Source organism: Acidaminococcus sp. BV3L6 (assembly GCF_000468835.1).
GTDB lineage: Bacteria > Bacillota > Negativicutes > Acidaminococcales > Acidaminococcaceae > Acidaminococcus > Acidaminococcus intestini.
This window is the reverse complement of sequence record NZ_AWUR01000055.1, coordinates 59,526-77,840: the sequence shown is the minus strand read 5'-3', so window position 1 is coordinate 77,840 and position 18,315 is coordinate 59,526. Positions and strand designations below refer to the sequence as shown.

Below are 18,315 nucleotides of genomic sequence, written 5' to 3'. Positions count from 1 at the left end.
GTCATGACCCTCCAGCAGCTGCGCTATATCGTCGCCATTGCCGAAGCAGGTACCTTGAGCGGCGCTGCCAAGGCCCTCTTCATCTCCCAGCCAAGCCTTACGAAAACCGTACAGGAACTGGAAAATGAAATGGGCATCAAGATCTTTGAACGGACCAACAAAGGGGTCCTTCTCTCCCATGATGGGGAAATCTTTTTAGGCTATGCCCGTCAGGTCCTGGAACAAGCCGCACTCCTTGAATCCCACTATAAGACCCAAGCCGGCGGCAAGCAGGAATTTCGTGTTTCGACCCAGCACTACTCCTTTGCGGTCAATGCCTTTGTCGACCTCATCAAGGAATACGGCCGCGACACCTACGATTTTAGTCTTCAGGAAACACAGACCTATGAAATCATCCGTGATGTGGCGGATATGAAAAGTGAAATCGGCATCCTCTATATGAACGACTTCAACCGTTCCGTCCTGGAAAAGCTCTTCAAGACCCACGACCTCGTCTTCCATGAGCTCTTTTCGACATCCCCCCACATCTTCATTTCCAATACCCATCCCCTCCATGATCGAGATAAGGTCTCCATGGAAGAACTGGAACCATATCCCTACCTTTCCTACGTTCAAGGGGACCATAACTCCTTTTATTTTTCGGAAGAGATTTTCAGTACCGTCGTACGAAAAAAGAATATCCGCGTCACTGACCGGGCTACGCTCTTTAACCTGCTGATTGGTCTTGATGGCTATACCGTCTGCAGCGGCGTCATTGATAAACGCCTCAATGGTGAATCCATCATTGCCGTTCCCCTAGATGAGGAAGATACCATCCATATTGGCTATATTACCCACAAAAAGATTCATCTGAGCCGCCTTGGCACAAGCTACATCAATGCTTTGGAGCGTTATATTGCAAGTTTGGAGATTGGGGGAAAAAATAAGTCAGCCCAAGGATTGAGCTGATTGGATGAGGACGGGAGCTGTCAGGCAAAAATGGGAGGGAACAGCCTCAAAGGCACGGACCCAAACCGGCCCCTCATGGGGGAACGGGGCCGAAATGATTCGCCTGGAAACATGTCCCTGCGCCCTTCCGCTTTCGCTTCAAAGCGGGCTTGGGACCCGGGCAAATGGTCCTCACTGCCGCTTGCAAGGATATGGCGCATAGCTTCTCATCCATCACCAAAGCCGGGAAATTATGTTGATCAATACTTATGGAAAATTTCTGGTTTCGGCCCCCCGATTTCAAAGAGACCAGCCTCTCACAAAAATCAAATAAAAGTTAGAGCCCAAAACCGAACCTGCCTCTACGTCCGGTTTTGGGCTTCTTTTATGTTTTTTCCTTACAATCTTTGCCTCCGTGTTATTTGCCTTATAATCTTTTCCCTTCCGGTATTTTCTTCCATTTGCTTTTTGCAAATTCGGTTCAGATGGGTTCAGATACGAGGAGTCCCCGCTTCCACCGACGACGACAGACCTGAAACGCCAGCAATCCGCTAGCGCAGCGACGCGGGAGCTGTTGCGCGAAGGTTCTCCGAAGCGGCGCCACCAAAAATAAATCGGCGACGCGTGAGTTTCTTTGCGGCCAGAGGCCGGTACGTCTAGGAGGTTGGGTGCGCGAGCGACAAAGTAGATGGGCCCATATGGACTGAAAATTGCAAAAAGCTTCCGCTTTGATAAGCTGGGCGCTGGAAGTGACGACACATGGGTAGGAAAGGAAGCCCCCAGGCGTAAGCGATCCCCCAATCAGTAACGAAACGTCGTACGAATCGACATGCCTCCATTGCTACCTTAAAATAAGAGGTTGAGCAATGGAGGCACGTCATTTTGAAGAATCGGCCCAATTTTGGGGCCGATTCCATATTTACATAAACACAACCGCCAGCGCCGTCGTAACAATCCCGCAGACACAAAGTGAGATGGAGCTCATAGCCCCTTGGATCTTACCAATTTCCAAGGCCTTCATCGTGCCAATGGCATGGCTGCAGGCCCCGATGGCAACGCCTTCAGCAACGGGATCTGTAATCTTGAAATGTTTGGCCAGAAAGGGAGCCAGAACGGCCCCTTCTATCCCCGTAATGACAACAGCAGCTGCCGTAATGCCGGGAATCCCGCCCCCGCTTTCGGAAATTCCCAGCGCAATGGCTGTCGTAACGCTCTTAGGAAGCATGGACGCCGAAAAAATGGAATTGGTCCCAAAAAGATGGCAAAGGGCAACGGCCGCGGCAATGCTGACAAGACTGCCAAAGGCGCAGCCGATGAGGATGGGCAGGAAATGTTCATGCAAAATAGCTTTCTGCCGATAGATCGTAAGAGCAAGCACAGCTGTGGCAGGACCTAGGAGCATGGAAATAAGCGAGCCACCGGTACGAAAATGGTCCAAAGGAATGCCGGTTGCCATGAGAATGAGGACAATCATACAGGAAGACGTCAGCACAGGATTGCAGACGAGCCACCCTGTCTTTTTCTGCAGTTTGACACCAATGATCCAACAGACAAGGATGAGGAAAAGGCCAAGAAAAGGCGTGGCTGTCACGTTTTCAAGCATGACGAACTCCCTTCTTTTCCCTATGGCGCAGCATCAGCTGAACAGTCCACCCCGTCACAAAATAAATCAGCGGCGTTGTCACAAGCGTAATGACCAAAAAGGGCAGCAGATAGTTTTTCAGCGTCTCCACGTATTCCATCGTGCCCACGACGGCCGGTACAAAAAAGATGCCCATATTTTCGATGAAAAAGCGGCTTGCTTTTTCAATCTGATAGGGCTTGATGGCCTTTTGATACAGCAAGGTCATCAGGATGAGCAGACTGATGACGCTGTATGGGACGGCAAAGGGCATGATGGATGCCACTATGACCCCAACGAGACAAACGCCGAAAATCAGCGCAAGTTCCATAACGATGTTCATAAAAAAGTCCCCCTCGATTTTCTTTTCTCTCTAAAAAAATATGCGATAGATAAAAGTATACCCTATCTGTCACAAGAATAAAAGTGATAGGACATAATTGATGGGAAAATCGCAAAAATTTCCCTCTTTCGTTTCATAAAAAAATGAGCCCCACTTTTCCCAAAGAGCAAGGGGCTCACCTTCACCTAATTGCGGCGCAGCTTCCGCAGCGCCAAAAAATGACTTACAAGATGCCCAGCATCGGTGCCACGGACACAATCGCGATACCGACAATAAGCATAACCATATCAATTTTCAGCATAAAGGACAGATACCGATCATAGGGAATCTGATAGATTTCAAGGGTCCCCATATTGGTCGCACTGGGATAGATTGCACTCGTAAAGTTAAGACCAATCGTAAAAGCAGCAATCAGCATGACCTGTCCACCAATGGAACCAATGGGAGCACTTTGGAAAAGCGCATAGGCTACGGCACCAAGAATCGGCATAGTAATGCCGGCAACACCGCTTGTCGACTGCATAAAGAACCCAATGCCCACATAAGCAAGGGCGGCTGCAATGGCAAAAGCCCAGCCGGGAACACCTTGAAGGGCATTCTGGATCCAGTACACGAACGTTACGCTCATACCGGCCGTTTTGCTGCCCATGATGACAGAAATCCCGTTTGCCACGGTGAGGACGAGAACAACGCCCAGCATTTCACGGGCACCGGCAACAAATTCGCGAACAAATTCCGGTTCAGGAATCTTGTTGATGGGCCCCAAGAGCAAGGCACCAACAAGGAAGACAAAGGCAAATTCATCAAAGTACCAATCGCCAAATTCCGTATAATGACCCGCGCCAAACAGTTCACCCAGGATAGGGACCTTGGCCAAGCTGCGGAAAGGCAGATTCACCACGTCCTTCATGGTGCTGCCGTCAGCAAACTTGATGGCGTCCCAAGGCATGTACCCGCAGACAAGGGCCAGGATAATGACCACCAGCAGGGTGATGGACCAAGCTTTGCGGCTCGTAAATTCTTCCATTTTGTGATCTTCATCAACAAGGGTCTTGATATCAAGACCGTGGACGATGGATCTTGTTGGATCCCTTTTGACCGTGTCGGCATAGTGGAGCATATAGACGAGCCCCACAACATAAAGGACGAAGAAAATGACAATACGCAGCAGCATGCCGCTGCCCATGGACAGTCCATCGGTTCCAATGGCCCCTACGGCAGCCCCCAAGGAAAAGGGGTTGACAATACTTGCCATATTGCCCGCCGTAGCCCCGACAAAAAGGACACCGATCCCAGTAATGACGTCATACCCGGCAAGTACAAAAAGGGGAACGACGACCATGGAATAAGCCGGGATTTCTTCCCACAGTCCATAGACCGCGCCAAATAAGGCAGAAACAAACATGAGAACGATGATCAGGGCCTTTCCCGTAAACCGTTTGAGGAGCCAGCCAATGGCCGAATTCATGGCTCCGACATGGTTCATGAGGTGCAGGAAGCTTCCGGCCATAAGGATGGCAAAGCCAACAGGAGCGGCCTTGACAAAGCCCCGGATCGGCGCCATGAGGATGTCCCACAGGCCCATGGGCTGCAGGCCCTGTCCGGTCACGACTTTGCCTTCGACCATAATGGCGTTGTAAATGATTTCCTTTGTCCCGTTATTTTTAACGACAACGGATTGAGGGACAAACCAAGTCAGGATAGCGACAACGATCAGGACTAAAAATACAATGGAATAAGAGCTCAGCATTTGTTTCTTTTTCTTTGCTTGTACGTCTGACATAAGGACCCTTCTTTCTATTTGTACGGAAACAGGAAGCAAGAGGAGGCATCAGCGGTTGAAATTCACAAAAGTGTGGATGTAGATTTTCATCGCCGTTTTATAATCATCAACAACCATATTTTCATTTGGCATGTGTTCACTTTTTTCAACGCCGGGAAGGATGATGCCGTAGGCCACACAGTTATCCATGGCACGGGCATAGGTGGCGCCGCCGCTGGAAAGGGGTTTATGCTCCGTATCACCCGTCGCTTCAACATAGCTATCCATGAGCTTTTTGATGATAGGCGAATCAAGGGGCAGATAGACCGGTTTCAACCAGTCAAATTCATGATAGGTAAAGCCGTATTCAGCCGCTTTTTGCGTAATGGCTTCAACCGCCTTTTCCTTTGGATAGGTCACGGGAATGCGCATATCGATGGACAGGATTTCTTCTTTTTCCGTAAGTTCAATCTTACCGAGGTTGAATTTGAGCTCACCGGATGCGTCATCCTTGACATCACCAAAAATAGGTTCTGCAAAAAGATGCCCCTCCAGATTGTCCTTCACAAAACGGGCCGCCTTCGTCGGGTATCCCATGGCCTCAAGGGCAAGCAGATAGCGATGGATGGCATTGACACCCTTTTCAGCAAACTGGGCATGCATCCCTTTACCAAGAATGCCCACGGTCTCCCCTTCATCGCGGTATTCATAATGAAGATTCTTCAGGGCCTCTATGAGGGCCTGCGATTTAGGAGCCTTGACATAGCTGGGAACGACGTTATAGGCATCACCGGCCTTAAAGGTGAGACCACTTTCGTTCGGCGCATGGAGTGTATATTCAAGGACCCCTTTTTCAGCATGGATAAGGGGGAAAATGGAATCAGGCGTAAAACCAAAATCCGGTTTTTCCTCTTTTTCCATATAGACCTTGATGCCGCGCCAGAGGTTTTCTTCATCGGTGCCAAAAATAAAGCGCAGACGGTAATTGGGGGTAAATCCTTCGTCAAGAAGAGCTTTAACGGCATAGACAGCAGTCAAGGTTGGGCCTTTATCATCCTGAACGCCGCGGCCATAGGCCTTACCGTCGCGGTAGTTCACTGTAAAGGGATCACTCTTCCAATCATCGATGAGCCCTGGCGGGACCACGTCAAGATGCCCTAAAACACCGATCAGGGTATCGCCTTCACCAATTTCCGCCCATCCATAGTAACCGTCTGGATCGGCATACGTACGATACCCCAGGTCCTTCATAAGGGCCATGGTTTCATCAAGAACCTTCTTGATGGCCGGCACATGGGGATAGTCATCGTCTTCCTTAAGATAGCTCGGGACCGCCACAAGCCGCTCCATAGCCTTTAGAAACTGGGGAAAGTTTTTTTCCATGCGCCCATAATAGCGCGCTTTTTCGTCCGGTGTCATGATTCTGGTTCCTCCTTTTTTCAGGAAAGTCCTGTTTCGTCGAAAAATTCAGCAAACAATTGATAAAATAATCTTTCACCACGATTATATCATAGGGTAAGGGCGTCCATAGAGCGACAAAAAAGGGTTTCCTGCGTAAAAGGAAACCCTTCCTAGGGGAGTACGCGGTTCATGCAGTCCAGCGTCCCTCCCCTCTGGATTATGAAATATCTCAATCGGTTACCTGCGTCTTATGAAGCTTTCGATAAAACGCTTCAAGCCCCCTCTTCTTTGCCCTGTAATAGGGCTTTTTCCACGTTGAAAGGCCCTTTCCGAGAAAAGGCGTATAGACGCCGCCAATCCGCAGCTGGCGCAGGACAATATCCTCATAGGGGACATCGGGATTTTTCAGCATATCATACATGGTCATGAAGGCCGTTGTTCGTCCCTCACCGGCAACGCAGTGAAAATGAAGCCAGGCGTCCTTAGGCAAAGTCTTTACGAAACGGCGGAACCGCTCAATTTCCCCTGCATCAGGCCACAGATGGTCTGTTGCTGTAAAGCGGACATACATCACTCCTTTTTGAGCAGCAAGTTCCGCTTCCGTAAGCACCTGACCCGCCTCCACGGTCATGGTTGAAGCAGACCTTTTATCCGTTTTGAGACGCACAAGGGTCACGTCCTGTCCCTGAAGGGCGTGGATACGCTGCGCTTCATCAGCAAGTACAGCAAAGTGTCCCTTTCCCCTGTTGGCCCAATTCCGTTTCCCATACCAGCTTACGGGCATTCCATTCACAAAGCCATGGCTCTCCTGTCGCAGGTCAACAAGGACAATAGGTCCTTGGGTTCTATTTCGAAGATCTGCAAGGATTGCATCGAGTCCTTTTTCAGAGTACTGGCTGGATCCTGAGATATGGAGCTCAGACAGTCCTTTGCAGCTGGGAATACGGGAAGAAGCTTCCTTTGCGTAGCGAGGAGGGATTGCCCGATAAGCATCATCACAGGTCCTATAATTGCGCGGAAGTCCAGGTGCATTTTCTGCGTCAAGACGCCACAGCGCGCCTTCGTAGGAAAAAGGCGCCTCAAGGGGCACGCTTTTAGGGGCCTCCTTTGCTCTGACGCAAGGAAGAGGCGCTGAAAAAGCAATCAAGGAAGCGCTTAGCATCAGTAAAAAGGGAACCTTTTTCAGCATCTTTCCTCCTATAAAAAACAAACCCCCAACCCGTAACACGAGTTGGGGAATCTTCCAAATTGGTGGAGCATAGGGGGATCGAACCCCTGACCTCAAGATTGCGAACCTTGCGCTCTCCCAGCTGAGCTAATGCCCCAATAGTTAGTATTATAGCCCTTTCCCTAAATTCACGCAAGAGAAAATAGAGGGTTGGATGACAATATTATACGACGTCGTCAGCCTGCTTCGCGTTTTTCCCAGCATCGGGGCCAATCTGGAGCCCTATTCGAAAAAGGAAAATGGAGAAAAGGCCATAACGTCGGCGCCAAACCGTGTCCTTCGGACTGGGCGCCGAATTAAATCCGTCCTTAAACATGTTTTTCGGACTTTCGCTCCGCTCCAAAAGCGACCTTCGAAACCCGGGCGGATATGCCTCGCTTTCGCTCGTAAGGAAACGTCGCTACGCTCCTCATCCACCACCAAAAGGGCACGCTTGCCTCATTTTAATGAGGCAACATGCGGCTTTTGGTCCCCCGCCCTGGTGGAGCGGCTCGACTCTACGAGTCGAGCTCAGAGGCAAAACACAAAGGCGGGCAGTGCTTAAACGAAGGAAATCATTTCTTAATTTCATTGTAATCATAATCATATGGATAGAATGGATAAAGATCCCATCGGATAAATATTCCCCCATATCAGACTAACTACGCTAACGGATTCAACCTACAAAAAGCCCAGAACCGAACTCGTATCTACGTTCTATTCAGGGCTCACGTCACGGTCTTTTTGCCTTGGAGACGGCGAAAGCCGTTCCGCCCCGCCAGGGCGGTAAGCGCATCGCCGATCGATTCGCAAGCTTCCTTGGCGCCTTTGAAAAAGCGAAGCGAGAGATCGTGACAGGCGCTTATCCAGGGAGCGCAGAGCCCTTTTATCCCTTACATCCGCCTAATTAGACTCCGGCGGATGCAAAAGTAACGGATACGTTTTCGTGTATGACGATGTTGCAGACAATCTTTCTTAGCAGGATTGTAACAAGCAGGCTTGTTGGGTGGTGGATGAGGAGGCCGGTTTGTGGCCGACGTTTCCTTACGAACGGCTAGCGAGGAGCATTTTTCGATGGGCCAAAACCGCTGCGTATGGACCTCTTGCTCCATAGCCGGTTGCAGGACCGTGTTATCGAAAAATTGATTCGGCCCCCTCCGGTCGGGACGCTTTGTGGCCGCGCGTTACTCTCTTTTGCCTTACGGGCTTTTCTTTCATTTGCTTTTTGCGAATTTGGCTCAGACGGGTCCAATTGCGAGGAGCCCCGCTTCCACCGACGACGACGGACCTGAGACGCCAGCAACCAGCTAGCGCAGCGACGCGGGAGCTGTTGCGCGAAAGTTCTCCGAATCGACGACGCGTGAGTTTCCTTGCGGCCAGAGGCCGGTACGTCTAGGAGGTTGGGAGTGTGGGCGACAAAGCAGCTGGGCCCATATGGGCCGAAGATTGCAAAAAGTTTCCGCTTTGATGAGCTGGGCGCGGAAGGTGACGACACGTGGTTAGGAGGGGGAGCGCCCAGGCGTAAGGGATCCCCAAACGTGAGACGGACCCTCCTACGAATCGACATGGCCCCATTGCTTCCATATATTTCAACGAAAGCAATGGGGCCATGTAACTTCATCAAATCAGCCTGATTTTTGGGCTGGCCAAAAACAGTTACGCTTTATCCTGCGCCTCCTGCTGGGCCACCAGGTCCGCCAGCGTCGTACGATCTACGACAGAATCCACGGCTTCCTGGATTTCCTTATACAAATTCAGGGTAATACATTTTTTGGCGCGGGCACAGACTGTATGGCCCGGTTCCAGACAGGCCACAGGGGCAAGGGATCCTTCGACAGCGCGCAGGATCTCTCCCGTCGTATATTCTTCCGGTGCCTTGACAAGCTTATAGCCGCCTTGGGCGCCACGAGCGCTCTTGACCAGTTTGGCTCTGGAGAGGGCAGTAATGATTTGCTCCAAATATTTCTCGGAGATTTCCTGGCGTTCGGATACACTGCGGATGGGAACAAAGTTTTCCTTGCCATTCATGGCAAGATCCAGCATGAGACGCAGGGCATACCGACCTTTTGTTGAGATCTTCATGACGTGGTTCCTCCAAAAGCATTCTTTCTGACTCTTGCCATACCATTTTACTATAAATTTCAAAAAAAATCCATACTGTTTGATAGGAATTAAAACTGTCAGAAATTCAGCCCTTTTTTGCCATGAATTTCCGGATTTCCGCATATTTTTCCTGTAGGACACGGCGGCTTTCCTCCAAAAAGGCCGTCAGATAAGGAGCCTCGTAAGGAGCCTTAGCCGTTACAAGGTCCGTCCGGAGCGTATCCGTGATTTCCTTTACGGAAAGCGGCGTAAGGGGGGCTTCCTTTGCGTCAAAAAGGGAAGTCAAATGCAGCTGTGAACAAAAGGTCACCCCTAATTTACGCCGTGCCAATTCAAATTGGGTCTCATCATCACTGATGGAAAAAAGTGGGGCCGTAAAGAGGCCTTCCCGTTTAAGGACCTCCGTAACCCGGGAATAAACAGTGCTTCGCTTTTCTTTTCCAAGGATCGTGAGATTCTCAAAATCGTGAAGACTCACCACACTCCCCGGTTGAAGCGTGACTGCCCGTCCTTTTTTGAGATGTCCTTTTACATACTCTCGATTTCCGACAAGGTAAAGTGCCTCCGTCCCGACGGGGATGCGGTGAAACAGCGCCGACTCCGTACAGTCCACACCAAGCAGCACGTCAAGGCGTCCCTCCCCAAGAAGGGGTTCCAGTTCCCTGGTATCCCCGAGCACGGTCTCCACCGTAACGGCGGGATAGGCCTTATGATACCGCTCCAAAAGATCGGGGAGAAAACATTTGGCCCGTGCCGCATTGGTGCCAAGACGCACATGTCCCCGCGTTCCGGCTTCCCGCTCCTTTAAGTGCACCAAGCAGCGGCGTTCGATAAGATCCATTTGCCGTACGGTTTCGTAAAAAATGCGGCCCGATTCGGTGAGTGCAACGCGGGGAGACCGCGTAAAAAGCACGGTTCCAACTTCTTTTTCAAGCTTTTTGATATGTTCACTGAAACTTTGCTGCGTAATGTGGGCAAGGCTGGCCGCCTTGGTAAAATTGAGCGTCTTTGCAGCAAGGAGGAACATTTCATAGGAAGTTTGCATGGACCTCCCTCCTTTCCTTTTTTATTTTATCACAGGTTTTACCCTGTGGTCTATGTAGGAACCTTCTGTTTTACGTAAGCTCCGTTTTCGGCTACACTAAAGATAATCAATCCCGTACCACAAGGAGGAACCAGTTATGACTCTCATCGATCCCAATGCGGAAGCCTATTATATCGGTCTCATGAACGCCGCGGGCTATCGCGACAAGGACCTTAAAAAGCCCATCATCGGCATTGTCAATTCCTGGAACGATGTCAATCCCGGGCACAAACCCTTAAAGGAGCTGGCCCAATATGTTAAAGAAGGCGTTTGGGCCGCTGGCGGTGCGCCGGCTGAATTTACGGTCCCCGCTCCCTGCGACGGCATGGCCCAGCTAAGGGGTATGCAGTATGTACTGGCTTCGCGCGACCTCATTGCGGGCTCCATCGAAACCATGGTACGGGCCCACAATTTTGATGGTCTCGTCTTTTTGTGTGCCTGTGATAAGATTGTCCCTGCAATGCTCATGGCAGCCGCTTCCCTTGACCTGCCGAGCCTCTTTTTGACTCCAGGATCCATGCTCCCTTATGAGGAAAATGGCATCACCTATGCTACACCGGACCTCAAGGAGTCAATTGGAGCCTACAGGGCCGGGAAAATCGATGAAACGACTTTCTCCCGTTTCCGCCAGAATATCTGTGCATCCTGCGGTACCTGCTCCATGTACGGCACGGCAAATACCATGGCCGTCTTTACGGAAGCTATTGGTCTTGCCCCCTTTGGGTCGGCGACAATGCCCTTTTGCGTCTCCCAGAAGGTAAAACAGGCCCGTGATGTGGGAGAACGGATTGTCACTCTCACGCGGGAAAAAATCACAGCACGCGCTTTCCTTACCAAAAAATCCCTTGAAAACGGTATCCTCCACACGTCGGCAACGGGCGGTTCCAGCAACTTTGCCCTCCACATCATGGCCATTGCCTCCGTCTCCGAGGTTCCCCTTACCTTGGAAGAATTCGATAAGATCCAGGAACAGGTCCCGGTCATCGCGAAATTTAAACCGGCCTCCCAATACAATATGGTTGACTACGGCAAAGCCGGTGGATCCCTAGGAACGCTCAAGACCATCGCACCCTTCCTTCACAAGGATGTGCCTCTTGCCATGGGCGGCACCTTAGGCGAGGCCCTTGATGCCTTTACAGGACCCATTGACCGGAACGTGATCCACGATCTGACAGATCCCCTATTTGAAAAGGGCTGCTACAGCGTGCTTTACGGGAACCTGGCCCCAAAGGGTGCCGTAGTCAAGAAAAGCGGCGTCGACCCCGCCATGTTCGTTCACCGCGGTCCTGCCGTCGTTTTTGATTCCGAAGAAGAAGTGATGGAAACCTTTCTCCATAAGGACATCAAACCGGGGTCCGTACTCGTCATCCGTTATGAAGGGCCCAAAGGCGGACCAGGCATGCGGGAAATGAGCATTCCCGCGGCTATGCTCATCGGCATGGGCCTTCAAAAATCTGTCGCCATGATCACGGACGGCCGTTTTTCCGGTGCCTCCCGCGGTCCCTGCGTCGGGCACATTTCACCTGAAGCCTGGGATGACGGGCCCATTGCCTGCGTCAAAAACGGGGATATGATCCACATCGACCTCAACCAGCATCTTCTCGAAGTGGAAATCTCAGATGAAGAACTCCAGCGGCGCAAAAAGGAAATCCAAAAGCCCAATCACCCTGCTTTTGGCGTTATGAAGCGCTACCGCGGCATTGTCAGCGGAGCGGAAAATGGAGCCCTGTGGCTTTACTGACGGACAGACTTGGGGAGTTTGTCCACACTTCCTGCACAAGGTACTTTTTCTGAAGTGCCTTGTGCATTTTTCTATACAAGATTCGACAGCTTCTATCGTCTATCCAGATTTTATATACAACGGTTTCTCGTTTTTGGTGTATAATGGGGCTGTACTATTTTGCGAATTATCGGATTATTTATTGTCTTTTTTCAAAGAGAGGGAAAAAGGCCCTGCATGCATCCACGAGGAGGTGCCCCGTGCCCCTCAAAAGGGAGGTTTATCCTATGACAAGACTGTCCATTGAGACCCCGTCCAGTGCCGAAGTGGTCCTGCGCGGGCTCTACCGGGATATAGAGCGGCGCATCAGCGCCAGTTCGCCCGGTCTGTGTCCCATTGATATGTCGCTCAGTTTCCTGCGGCTCTGCCATGCCCAGACCTGCGGGAAATGCGTACCTTGCCGCATTGGACTGGGCCAGCTGGCAACGCTGATTGAATCCGTCATGAACCGCACGGCCACACTTGAAACCATTGACCGCATCGAGCGGACGGCAAAAGTCATTGCAGACTCGGCGGACTGTGCCATTGGCTACGAGGCTGCCGTCATGGTCCTTAAAGGAGTCAAAGGCTTCCGTGACGACTACGAGGAGCACATTCTCCGCGGCCGCTGCATTACGGGACTCACCCATCCGGTTCCCTGCGTCTCGGTCTGCCCAGCCCATGTGGATGTCCCGGGCTATATTGCCCTTATCCGGGAAAAGCGCTATGACGAGGCTGTCGCCCTCATTCGTAAGGACAATCCCTTTCCCGGTGTCTGCGGCTATGTCTGCGAACACCCCTGTGAAATCCACTGCCGGCGCCGCATGGTTGACGATGCCGTCAATATCTGCGGGTTGAAGCGCTTTGCCATTGACCATTCAAAACCCGCGGCACCGCCCAAAAGTGCCAAACCGACGGGACGTACAGTTGCCATCATCGGCGGCGGTCCTGGCGGCCTTACGGCAGCCTACTACCTATCCCTCATGGGACATTCCTGTACCATTTTTGAGCAGCGGCCCCAGCTAGGCGGGATGCTCCGCTATGGCATTCCTGATTACCGCCTGCCGCCGGAAATCCTTGACCGTGACATCAGTCATATCCTTTGGACGGGTATCGATGTCCATACAGGCATCTCCATTGGAAAGGATGTCGGGATCGAAAATATCCAGAAAGATTATGATGCTGTTTACATTGCCATCGGTGCCCACAGCGACAAAAAGCTGCGCATCGAAGGAGAAGATGCCAAAAATGTGATCAGTGCCGTCTCCATGCTGCGCGGCATTGGAGAAAACATCATTCCTGACTTTACGGATAAACGCATCTGCGTCATCGGCGGCGGCAATGTCTCCATGGATGCGACAAGAACGGCCAAACGCCTTGGTGCGGCAAGCGTCATTTGCCTCTACCGGCGCCGTGTCGAAGATATGACGGCCTTACCCGAAGAAATCAGTGCTGCCATGGCAGAAGGCTGTGAAATCCGTCCCCTTGAAGCGCCTGACCACATCGAAAAGGATGGGGATGGCAAAGTGGCAGCCCTATGGACCCGTCCCCAGATCATCGGGAAATACGGTCACGATGGCCGGCCCCGTCCGGGAAACGCGGCGACGGACCTCACGCGCATTCCCTGCGACTACGTCATCGTTGCCATTGGTCAGTCCATCGTCACAAAACCCTTTGAACAAATTGGCGTGGCAACAGATCACGGTGCCATCAAGGCCGAACGGTCAAGCGCCGTACCAGGCCTCAATAATATCTTTGCCGGCGGCGACGCTGTTTCTGGACCGGCTACGGTCATCCGAGCCATTGCCGCGGGAAAAGTCGCGGCAGCCAATATCGACGCATTTCTCGGCTTTGACCACAAGATTTCGGTCGATATCGAGATTCCGCCGGCCCACTTTACAAACACGCCGCCCTGCGGACGCATCAATCTCAAGTATCACGGAAGACCTGACTGTTCCGGTGACTTCAGCCTGCCTGTAGAAGGTATGACGGCCGAAGAAGCCCGTCAGGAAGCAAGCCGCTGCCTGCGCTGTGATCACTTTGGCTTTGGCAGCTTCAAAGGAGGGAGACAAACCGAATGGTAACACTCACCATTGACAATCAAACCGTCCGCGTTGCGGAAGGAACGACCATCCTTGAAGCAGCCAAATCAGCAGGAATCATCATCCCCCATCTGTGCTACCTCAAGGAGCTCAACGAAATTGCCGCCTGCCGCGTCTGTTCCGTTGAAGTAGAAGGGGAAACGGCTATGGTTACGGCCTGCAACAGTTCTGTTGTCGAGGGCATGGTCGTCCATACCAATTCGCCGCGGGCCCGGGAAACACGCCGCATCAATGTGGAGCTCATCTTAAGCCAGCATGACTGTCTGTGCGCCACCTGTGTAAGAAGCGGCAGCTGCCAGCTCCAGCGTCTGGCAAACTCCCTTGGCATCATTTCCCTTCCCTACGAACGGGAACTGCCTAAAGGCGCGCGAGGAGCCTGGACCACAACCTACCCTCTCTACCGAGATTATCAAAAATGCATCAAATGTATGCGCTGCATCCAGGTCTGTGACAAGATGCAGACCGTCCATATTTGGGACGTTGATGGCACCGGATCAAGGACCACGGTCGATGTATCCCATAACCGCGTCATCAAGGACTCGGACTGCACCCTCTGCGGGCAGTGCATCACCCACTGCCCTACGGCAGGCCTTCGGGAACGGGATGACACGGATAAAGTCTACAGTGCCCTTGCCAATCCTGAGCTCATTCCCATTGTCCAAATCGCGCCGGCGGTCCGCACAGCCCTATGTGAAGCCTACGGAGTTTCCCCCCAGGAAGCACCGATGGGAAAACTGGCCGCTGCCCTGCGCCGTATGGGCTTTCGCTATGTTTATGATACGTGCTTTGGGGCCGACCTTACCATCATGGAAGAAGCCAACGAATTTCTCGAGAAATTTAAGAACGGTAAGACAAAGAAATTCCCCCTATTTACAAGCTGCTGCCCCGGCTGGGTGCGCTTTCTCAAAGGAAAGTTCCCGGAACTGACAGACCGCCTGTCAACCTCCAAGTCCCCGCAGCAGATGTTTGGCGCCATCGCAAAGACCTGGCTTGCAAAAAAACTGGGAACGGAGCCGGAAAAACTCTTTCTCGTTTCCATCATGCCCTGCCTTGCCAAAAAAGCAGAATGCGACCTTCCCACGATGCGGACCCAGCATGGTAAGGACGTGGACTGCGTCCTTACGACACGGGAATTTATCCGTATGCTGAACGCGGATCGCATCTATCCCCACCTGCTCAAGGAAGAACCCCTCGATGATCCCATGGGAACCCATACAGGGGCTGGCACTATCTTCGGTGTGACAGGCGGCGTCATGGAAGCAGCCCTGCGGACAGCCTATTATGAAGTCACAGGAAAAGATCCCGATCCGGACCTGTTTGCCGACATCCGCACCGGTCCGGCCCTCAGGGAAAGGACCTACACCTTGGGCGGTGCCGACGTGCACTGCGCTGTTGTAAGCGGTCTTGGCAACGCGCGGCACCTGTTGGAAGCCATCAAAGCAGGAAAAGTCCATTATGACTTCGTGGAAGTGATGGCCTGTCCCGGCGGCTGCAGCGGCGGCGGTGGCCAGCCGATTTCCATCGATGATGAAGAGCGAGCCGAAGCGCGCGGTCAAAGTCTCTATGCCCTTGACCAAAAAATGGCCCTGCGCCTCAGTCATCGCAATCCTCAAATCGAAGCCCTCTATGCGGAATTTCTCGGCAGCCCCCTCAGTGAAAAAGCAGAGGAACTGCTCCATACCGATCAGGGGGCGTGGGAAGTGACGGAGTGTTATTAATCGGGTCGAAGCAAGAATCACGCCAATCTCCCCAAGAGCATGCTTCCATTGCTTACTTCCGTGTTTTGTGGATGCAATGGAGGCATGCTGAAAGGTAAATGGGAAACCTCGAAGACTATAAATAACTGCACTAGACAACTGACTTGCGTCGTCAGTGGAGGCGGAAGCTCCTCGCAATTGGACCCATCTGAACCGGATTTGCTTTTGCAAATTTTGTTCACGTTATAGATATGATTGGCACAGTAGACGTTATCAGCCATAAAATAAGTTTTTTACGCATCTTAGCATTGGAAGGAGAAACTATGGAGATTTTAGTGACCGGCTTCGATCCTTTTGACGGCGAACCCATCAACCCAGCTTGGGAAGCCGTAAAACGCCTTGATGGAAAAGTGATTGACGGACAGCATCCCGTGCATGCCCTTATGATCCCTACAGTCCGTTATGAGGCGCTTTCGGCCATCAAGCGCGGCATCGAGCGGTTTGATCCCCAGCTCATGATCGCCGTTGGACAGGCGGGGGGACGTATGGCCATTACCCCTGAACGAGTTGCCATCAATTGCGACGACTTCCGCATTCCGGACAATAAAGGCAACCAGCCCATTGACGAAATGATTGTGCCGGACGGCCCGGCAGCTTATTTTTCAACTCTTCCCATCAAGCGCATCGTAATGCGGCTTATGGCAGCGGGAATCCCTGCTCAGGTATCAAACTCGGCTGGAACCTTTGTCTGTAACCATGTCTTTTATGGGCTCATGGATTTCATGAAAAAAGAAGGCAAAGGGCGCCGCGGCGGCTTTATCCATGTGCCGTACCTTCCGAAGCAGGCCGCCCGCCTAAAAAACGAACCCAGTATGAGTCTAGAGATGATTGTGGAAGGGTTAACCCTTGCCATTAAGGCAAGCGTAGAAATAGGAGTCGATGAGAGAATGACAGATGGAGTGGAGTGTTGATTATTTATTCGGTGCACAAATTGCGCTGACTAAATAATAGGCAGCACCGTTTCCTTACAAATAGCAGTGACCATTTGCCCCTCCCATAGGGCAGTTTGGATCCAGCGTTACGGTCTTTTCCGCTCTGATTTTTTGCTCGAAACAGCCATTCGGGCCTTCCCCAATAGATTGCTTGACAGCCTCCCGCCTATCACTAAAATTTCTTGATTTTATCCCATTGATTAAAAATTATTACAAAAAGGCTATTCGACTTGTTTTTATCATCTTAAAATGTTACATTAATCTTGTAGCACGGGGTCAAGTCCCCATAGAAAAGCAGACGATGAACCACATCGGTAGCAAGGATAGGTCGGGAGTTGATGATGATGGGAAATAAGACGAAACAGGTGGTACTGACAGTATTTTCAGCAGGGGCCCTGCTTTTGGGAAGTCCCGCTGCGTGTGAGGCCTTATCTCTTGACGGAGTGCCCTTTCCGCAGCAACATGGACCAGTTGTACAACATGCCGTGACACGTCACGATGAGGATCGCTTCATTGGTCGCCTTTCGGCATCGGCGAGGCTCATGGCACAAAGCCCGCTTTTACCAATGACAGCGACCTTGCTTTTCCTCACGGAATCGAATTTGTAAGCTTTTGTACGAGGGCGTTCAAGGAGTTTTCCTTGACGCCTTCTTTGCTTGCATAAAGTCCCCGTTTCGGGTATGATTTACAAAATGATTCTTTTTCTAGGATATTCCCCAAAAGATGCTGAAAGGCACACGGGGGTGAGGCCAATAAGGCCCAAAGGAGCAATGATGACTCAATTCTGCAAACACTGCGGGCATCTCCTGCCCGACGGTGCTAAATTTTGTGACGCCTGCGGTGCATCGACCGAGGAAGCAAAGACGCCTTTTGCGGCAGGCCCCCAATACGAACCGTGGCATGATGCCGCGCTTCAGGATAAGTTCCTAGGTTTTCGGGGACGCCTCAACAGAAAACGCTATTTTCAACGTACCCTCATCCTGGCAGGCCTTCAGGTCCTTTTGGCCTTTTTCTTTAGGCTATTCCAGCCAGACAATCCAAGCAGTGAAGAGCTGCTTCACATGGCCGTCATGGATGCAGGTTTTTCCTTTACCATGGGCGAATTTGCAGCCCGGATCATCGACGCCTTTTTGTCAGTCCTTCAGCTGGGCCTTGCCCTGCGGCGCTTCCATGACCTTGACCGGTCGTGGGGGAGCCTTTTCCTGCTCATGATTCCATTCATCAATCTGTACTTTCTTTTCCTGCTCTTTTGCAAAAAGGGAACGGCTGGCGACAACCGCTTTGGCCCGGATCCCCTCATGAACTAAGGGAGGACCC

13 protein-coding genes and 1 tRNA gene are annotated in these 18,315 nt (G+C 51.7%); 6 read left to right on the top strand and 8 right to left on the bottom strand.

Features of this window, described 5'->3' with window-relative positions; genetic code table 11:
• The first annotated feature begins 3 nt into the window (after nt 1-3).
• Nucleotides 4-948 carry a LysR family transcriptional regulator gene (locus HMPREF1246_RS09995; protein WP_009015171.1) on the top strand — a complete coding sequence of 315 codons (945 nt, stop codon included), beginning with the start codon at nt 4-6 and terminating at the stop codon, nt 946-948.
• An 898-nt stretch (nt 949-1,846) separates the two neighbouring features.
• On the opposite strand, the gene HMPREF1246_RS09985 is transcribed toward HMPREF1246_RS09995, so the two are convergent.
• The 8 genes from HMPREF1246_RS09985 to HMPREF1246_RS09945 all read right to left on the bottom strand — a co-directional run bounded on the left by HMPREF1246_RS09985 (nt 1,847) and on the right by HMPREF1246_RS09945 (nt 10,409).
• Nucleotides 1,847-2,530: an LrgB family protein gene (locus tag HMPREF1246_RS09985; RefSeq protein ID WP_009015170.1), complete on the bottom strand. Its 684-nt coding sequence runs from the start codon at nt 2,528-2,530 to the stop codon at nt 1,847-1,849.
• Nucleotides 2,523-2,891, bottom strand: coding sequence for a CidA/LrgA family protein (locus HMPREF1246_RS09980; RefSeq protein WP_009015169.1), 369 nt, complete (start codon nt 2,889-2,891; stop codon nt 2,523-2,525). The genes HMPREF1246_RS09985 and HMPREF1246_RS09980 overlap by 8 nt, the downstream gene beginning before the upstream one ends.
• 223 nt (nt 2,892-3,114) lie before the next feature.
• Nucleotides 3,115-4,674, bottom strand: a complete 1,560-nt coding sequence (locus HMPREF1246_RS09975) for a YfcC family protein (RefSeq protein ID WP_021737413.1) — start codon at nt 4,672-4,674, stop codon at nt 3,115-3,117.
• Nucleotides 4,675-4,722: 48 nt separating this feature from the next.
• Nucleotides 4,723-6,072, bottom strand: coding sequence for a Sapep family Mn(2+)-dependent dipeptidase (locus tag HMPREF1246_RS09970; RefSeq protein WP_021737409.1), 1,350 nt, complete (start codon nt 6,070-6,072; stop codon nt 4,723-4,725).
• 211 nt (nt 6,073-6,283) lie between these two features.
• Complete coding sequence (locus HMPREF1246_RS09965) at nt 6,284-7,243, bottom strand: inositol hexakisphosphate (protein WP_021737451.1); 960 nt, start codon at nt 7,241-7,243, stop codon at nt 6,284-6,286.
• Nucleotides 7,244-7,303: 60 nt separating this feature from the next.
• Nucleotides 7,304-7,379, bottom strand: a tRNA-Ala gene (locus tag HMPREF1246_RS09960).
• Between the two features lie 1,538 nt (nt 7,380-8,917).
• Nucleotides 8,918-9,343 (bottom strand): Rrf2 family transcriptional regulator, encoded by a 426-nt coding sequence (locus HMPREF1246_RS09950; RefSeq protein ID WP_009015165.1) that lies wholly within the window; start codon nt 9,341-9,343, stop codon nt 8,918-8,920.
• A 106-nt stretch (nt 9,344-9,449) separates the two neighbouring features.
• A complete protein-coding gene (locus HMPREF1246_RS09945) occupies nt 9,450-10,409 on the bottom strand; it encodes a LysR family transcriptional regulator (protein WP_021737417.1) in 960 nt (319 codons plus the stop codon).
• Between the two features lie 136 nt (nt 10,410-10,545).
• On the opposite strand from HMPREF1246_RS09945, the gene HMPREF1246_RS09940 reads away from it, so the two are divergent.
• From HMPREF1246_RS09940 to HMPREF1246_RS09915, 5 genes are all read left to right on the top strand, one after another.
• A complete protein-coding gene (locus tag HMPREF1246_RS09940; protein WP_009015163.1) occupies nt 10,546-12,189 on the top strand; it encodes a dihydroxy-acid dehydratase in 1,644 nt (547 codons plus the stop codon).
• A gap of 266 nt (nt 12,190-12,455) precedes the next feature.
• Entirely contained in the window at nt 12,456-14,291 is a 1,836-nt protein-coding gene (locus tag HMPREF1246_RS09935) for an NAD(P)-binding protein (RefSeq protein WP_009015162.1), read from the top strand.
• Nucleotides 14,285-16,027, top strand: coding sequence for a [FeFe] hydrogenase, group A (locus HMPREF1246_RS09930; RefSeq protein WP_021737390.1), 1,743 nt, complete (start codon nt 14,285-14,287; stop codon nt 16,025-16,027). Before HMPREF1246_RS09935 ends, HMPREF1246_RS09930 begins: the two co-directional genes overlap by 7 nt.
• 302 nt (nt 16,028-16,329) lie before the next feature.
• The gene (gene pcp, locus HMPREF1246_RS09925; RefSeq protein ID WP_021737434.1) at nt 16,330-16,977 is read left to right on the top strand and encodes a pyroglutamyl-peptidase I; all 648 of its coding nucleotides are present in this window, start codon (nt 16,330-16,332) and stop codon (nt 16,975-16,977) included.
• Nucleotides 16,978-17,768: 791 nt separating this feature from the next.
• The gene (locus HMPREF1246_RS09915; RefSeq protein ID WP_035224792.1) at nt 17,769-18,305 is read left to right on the top strand and encodes a DUF805 domain-containing protein; all 537 of its coding nucleotides are present in this window, start codon (nt 17,769-17,771) and stop codon (nt 18,303-18,305) included.
• The last annotated feature ends 10 nt before the right edge of the window (nt 18,306-18,315 follow it).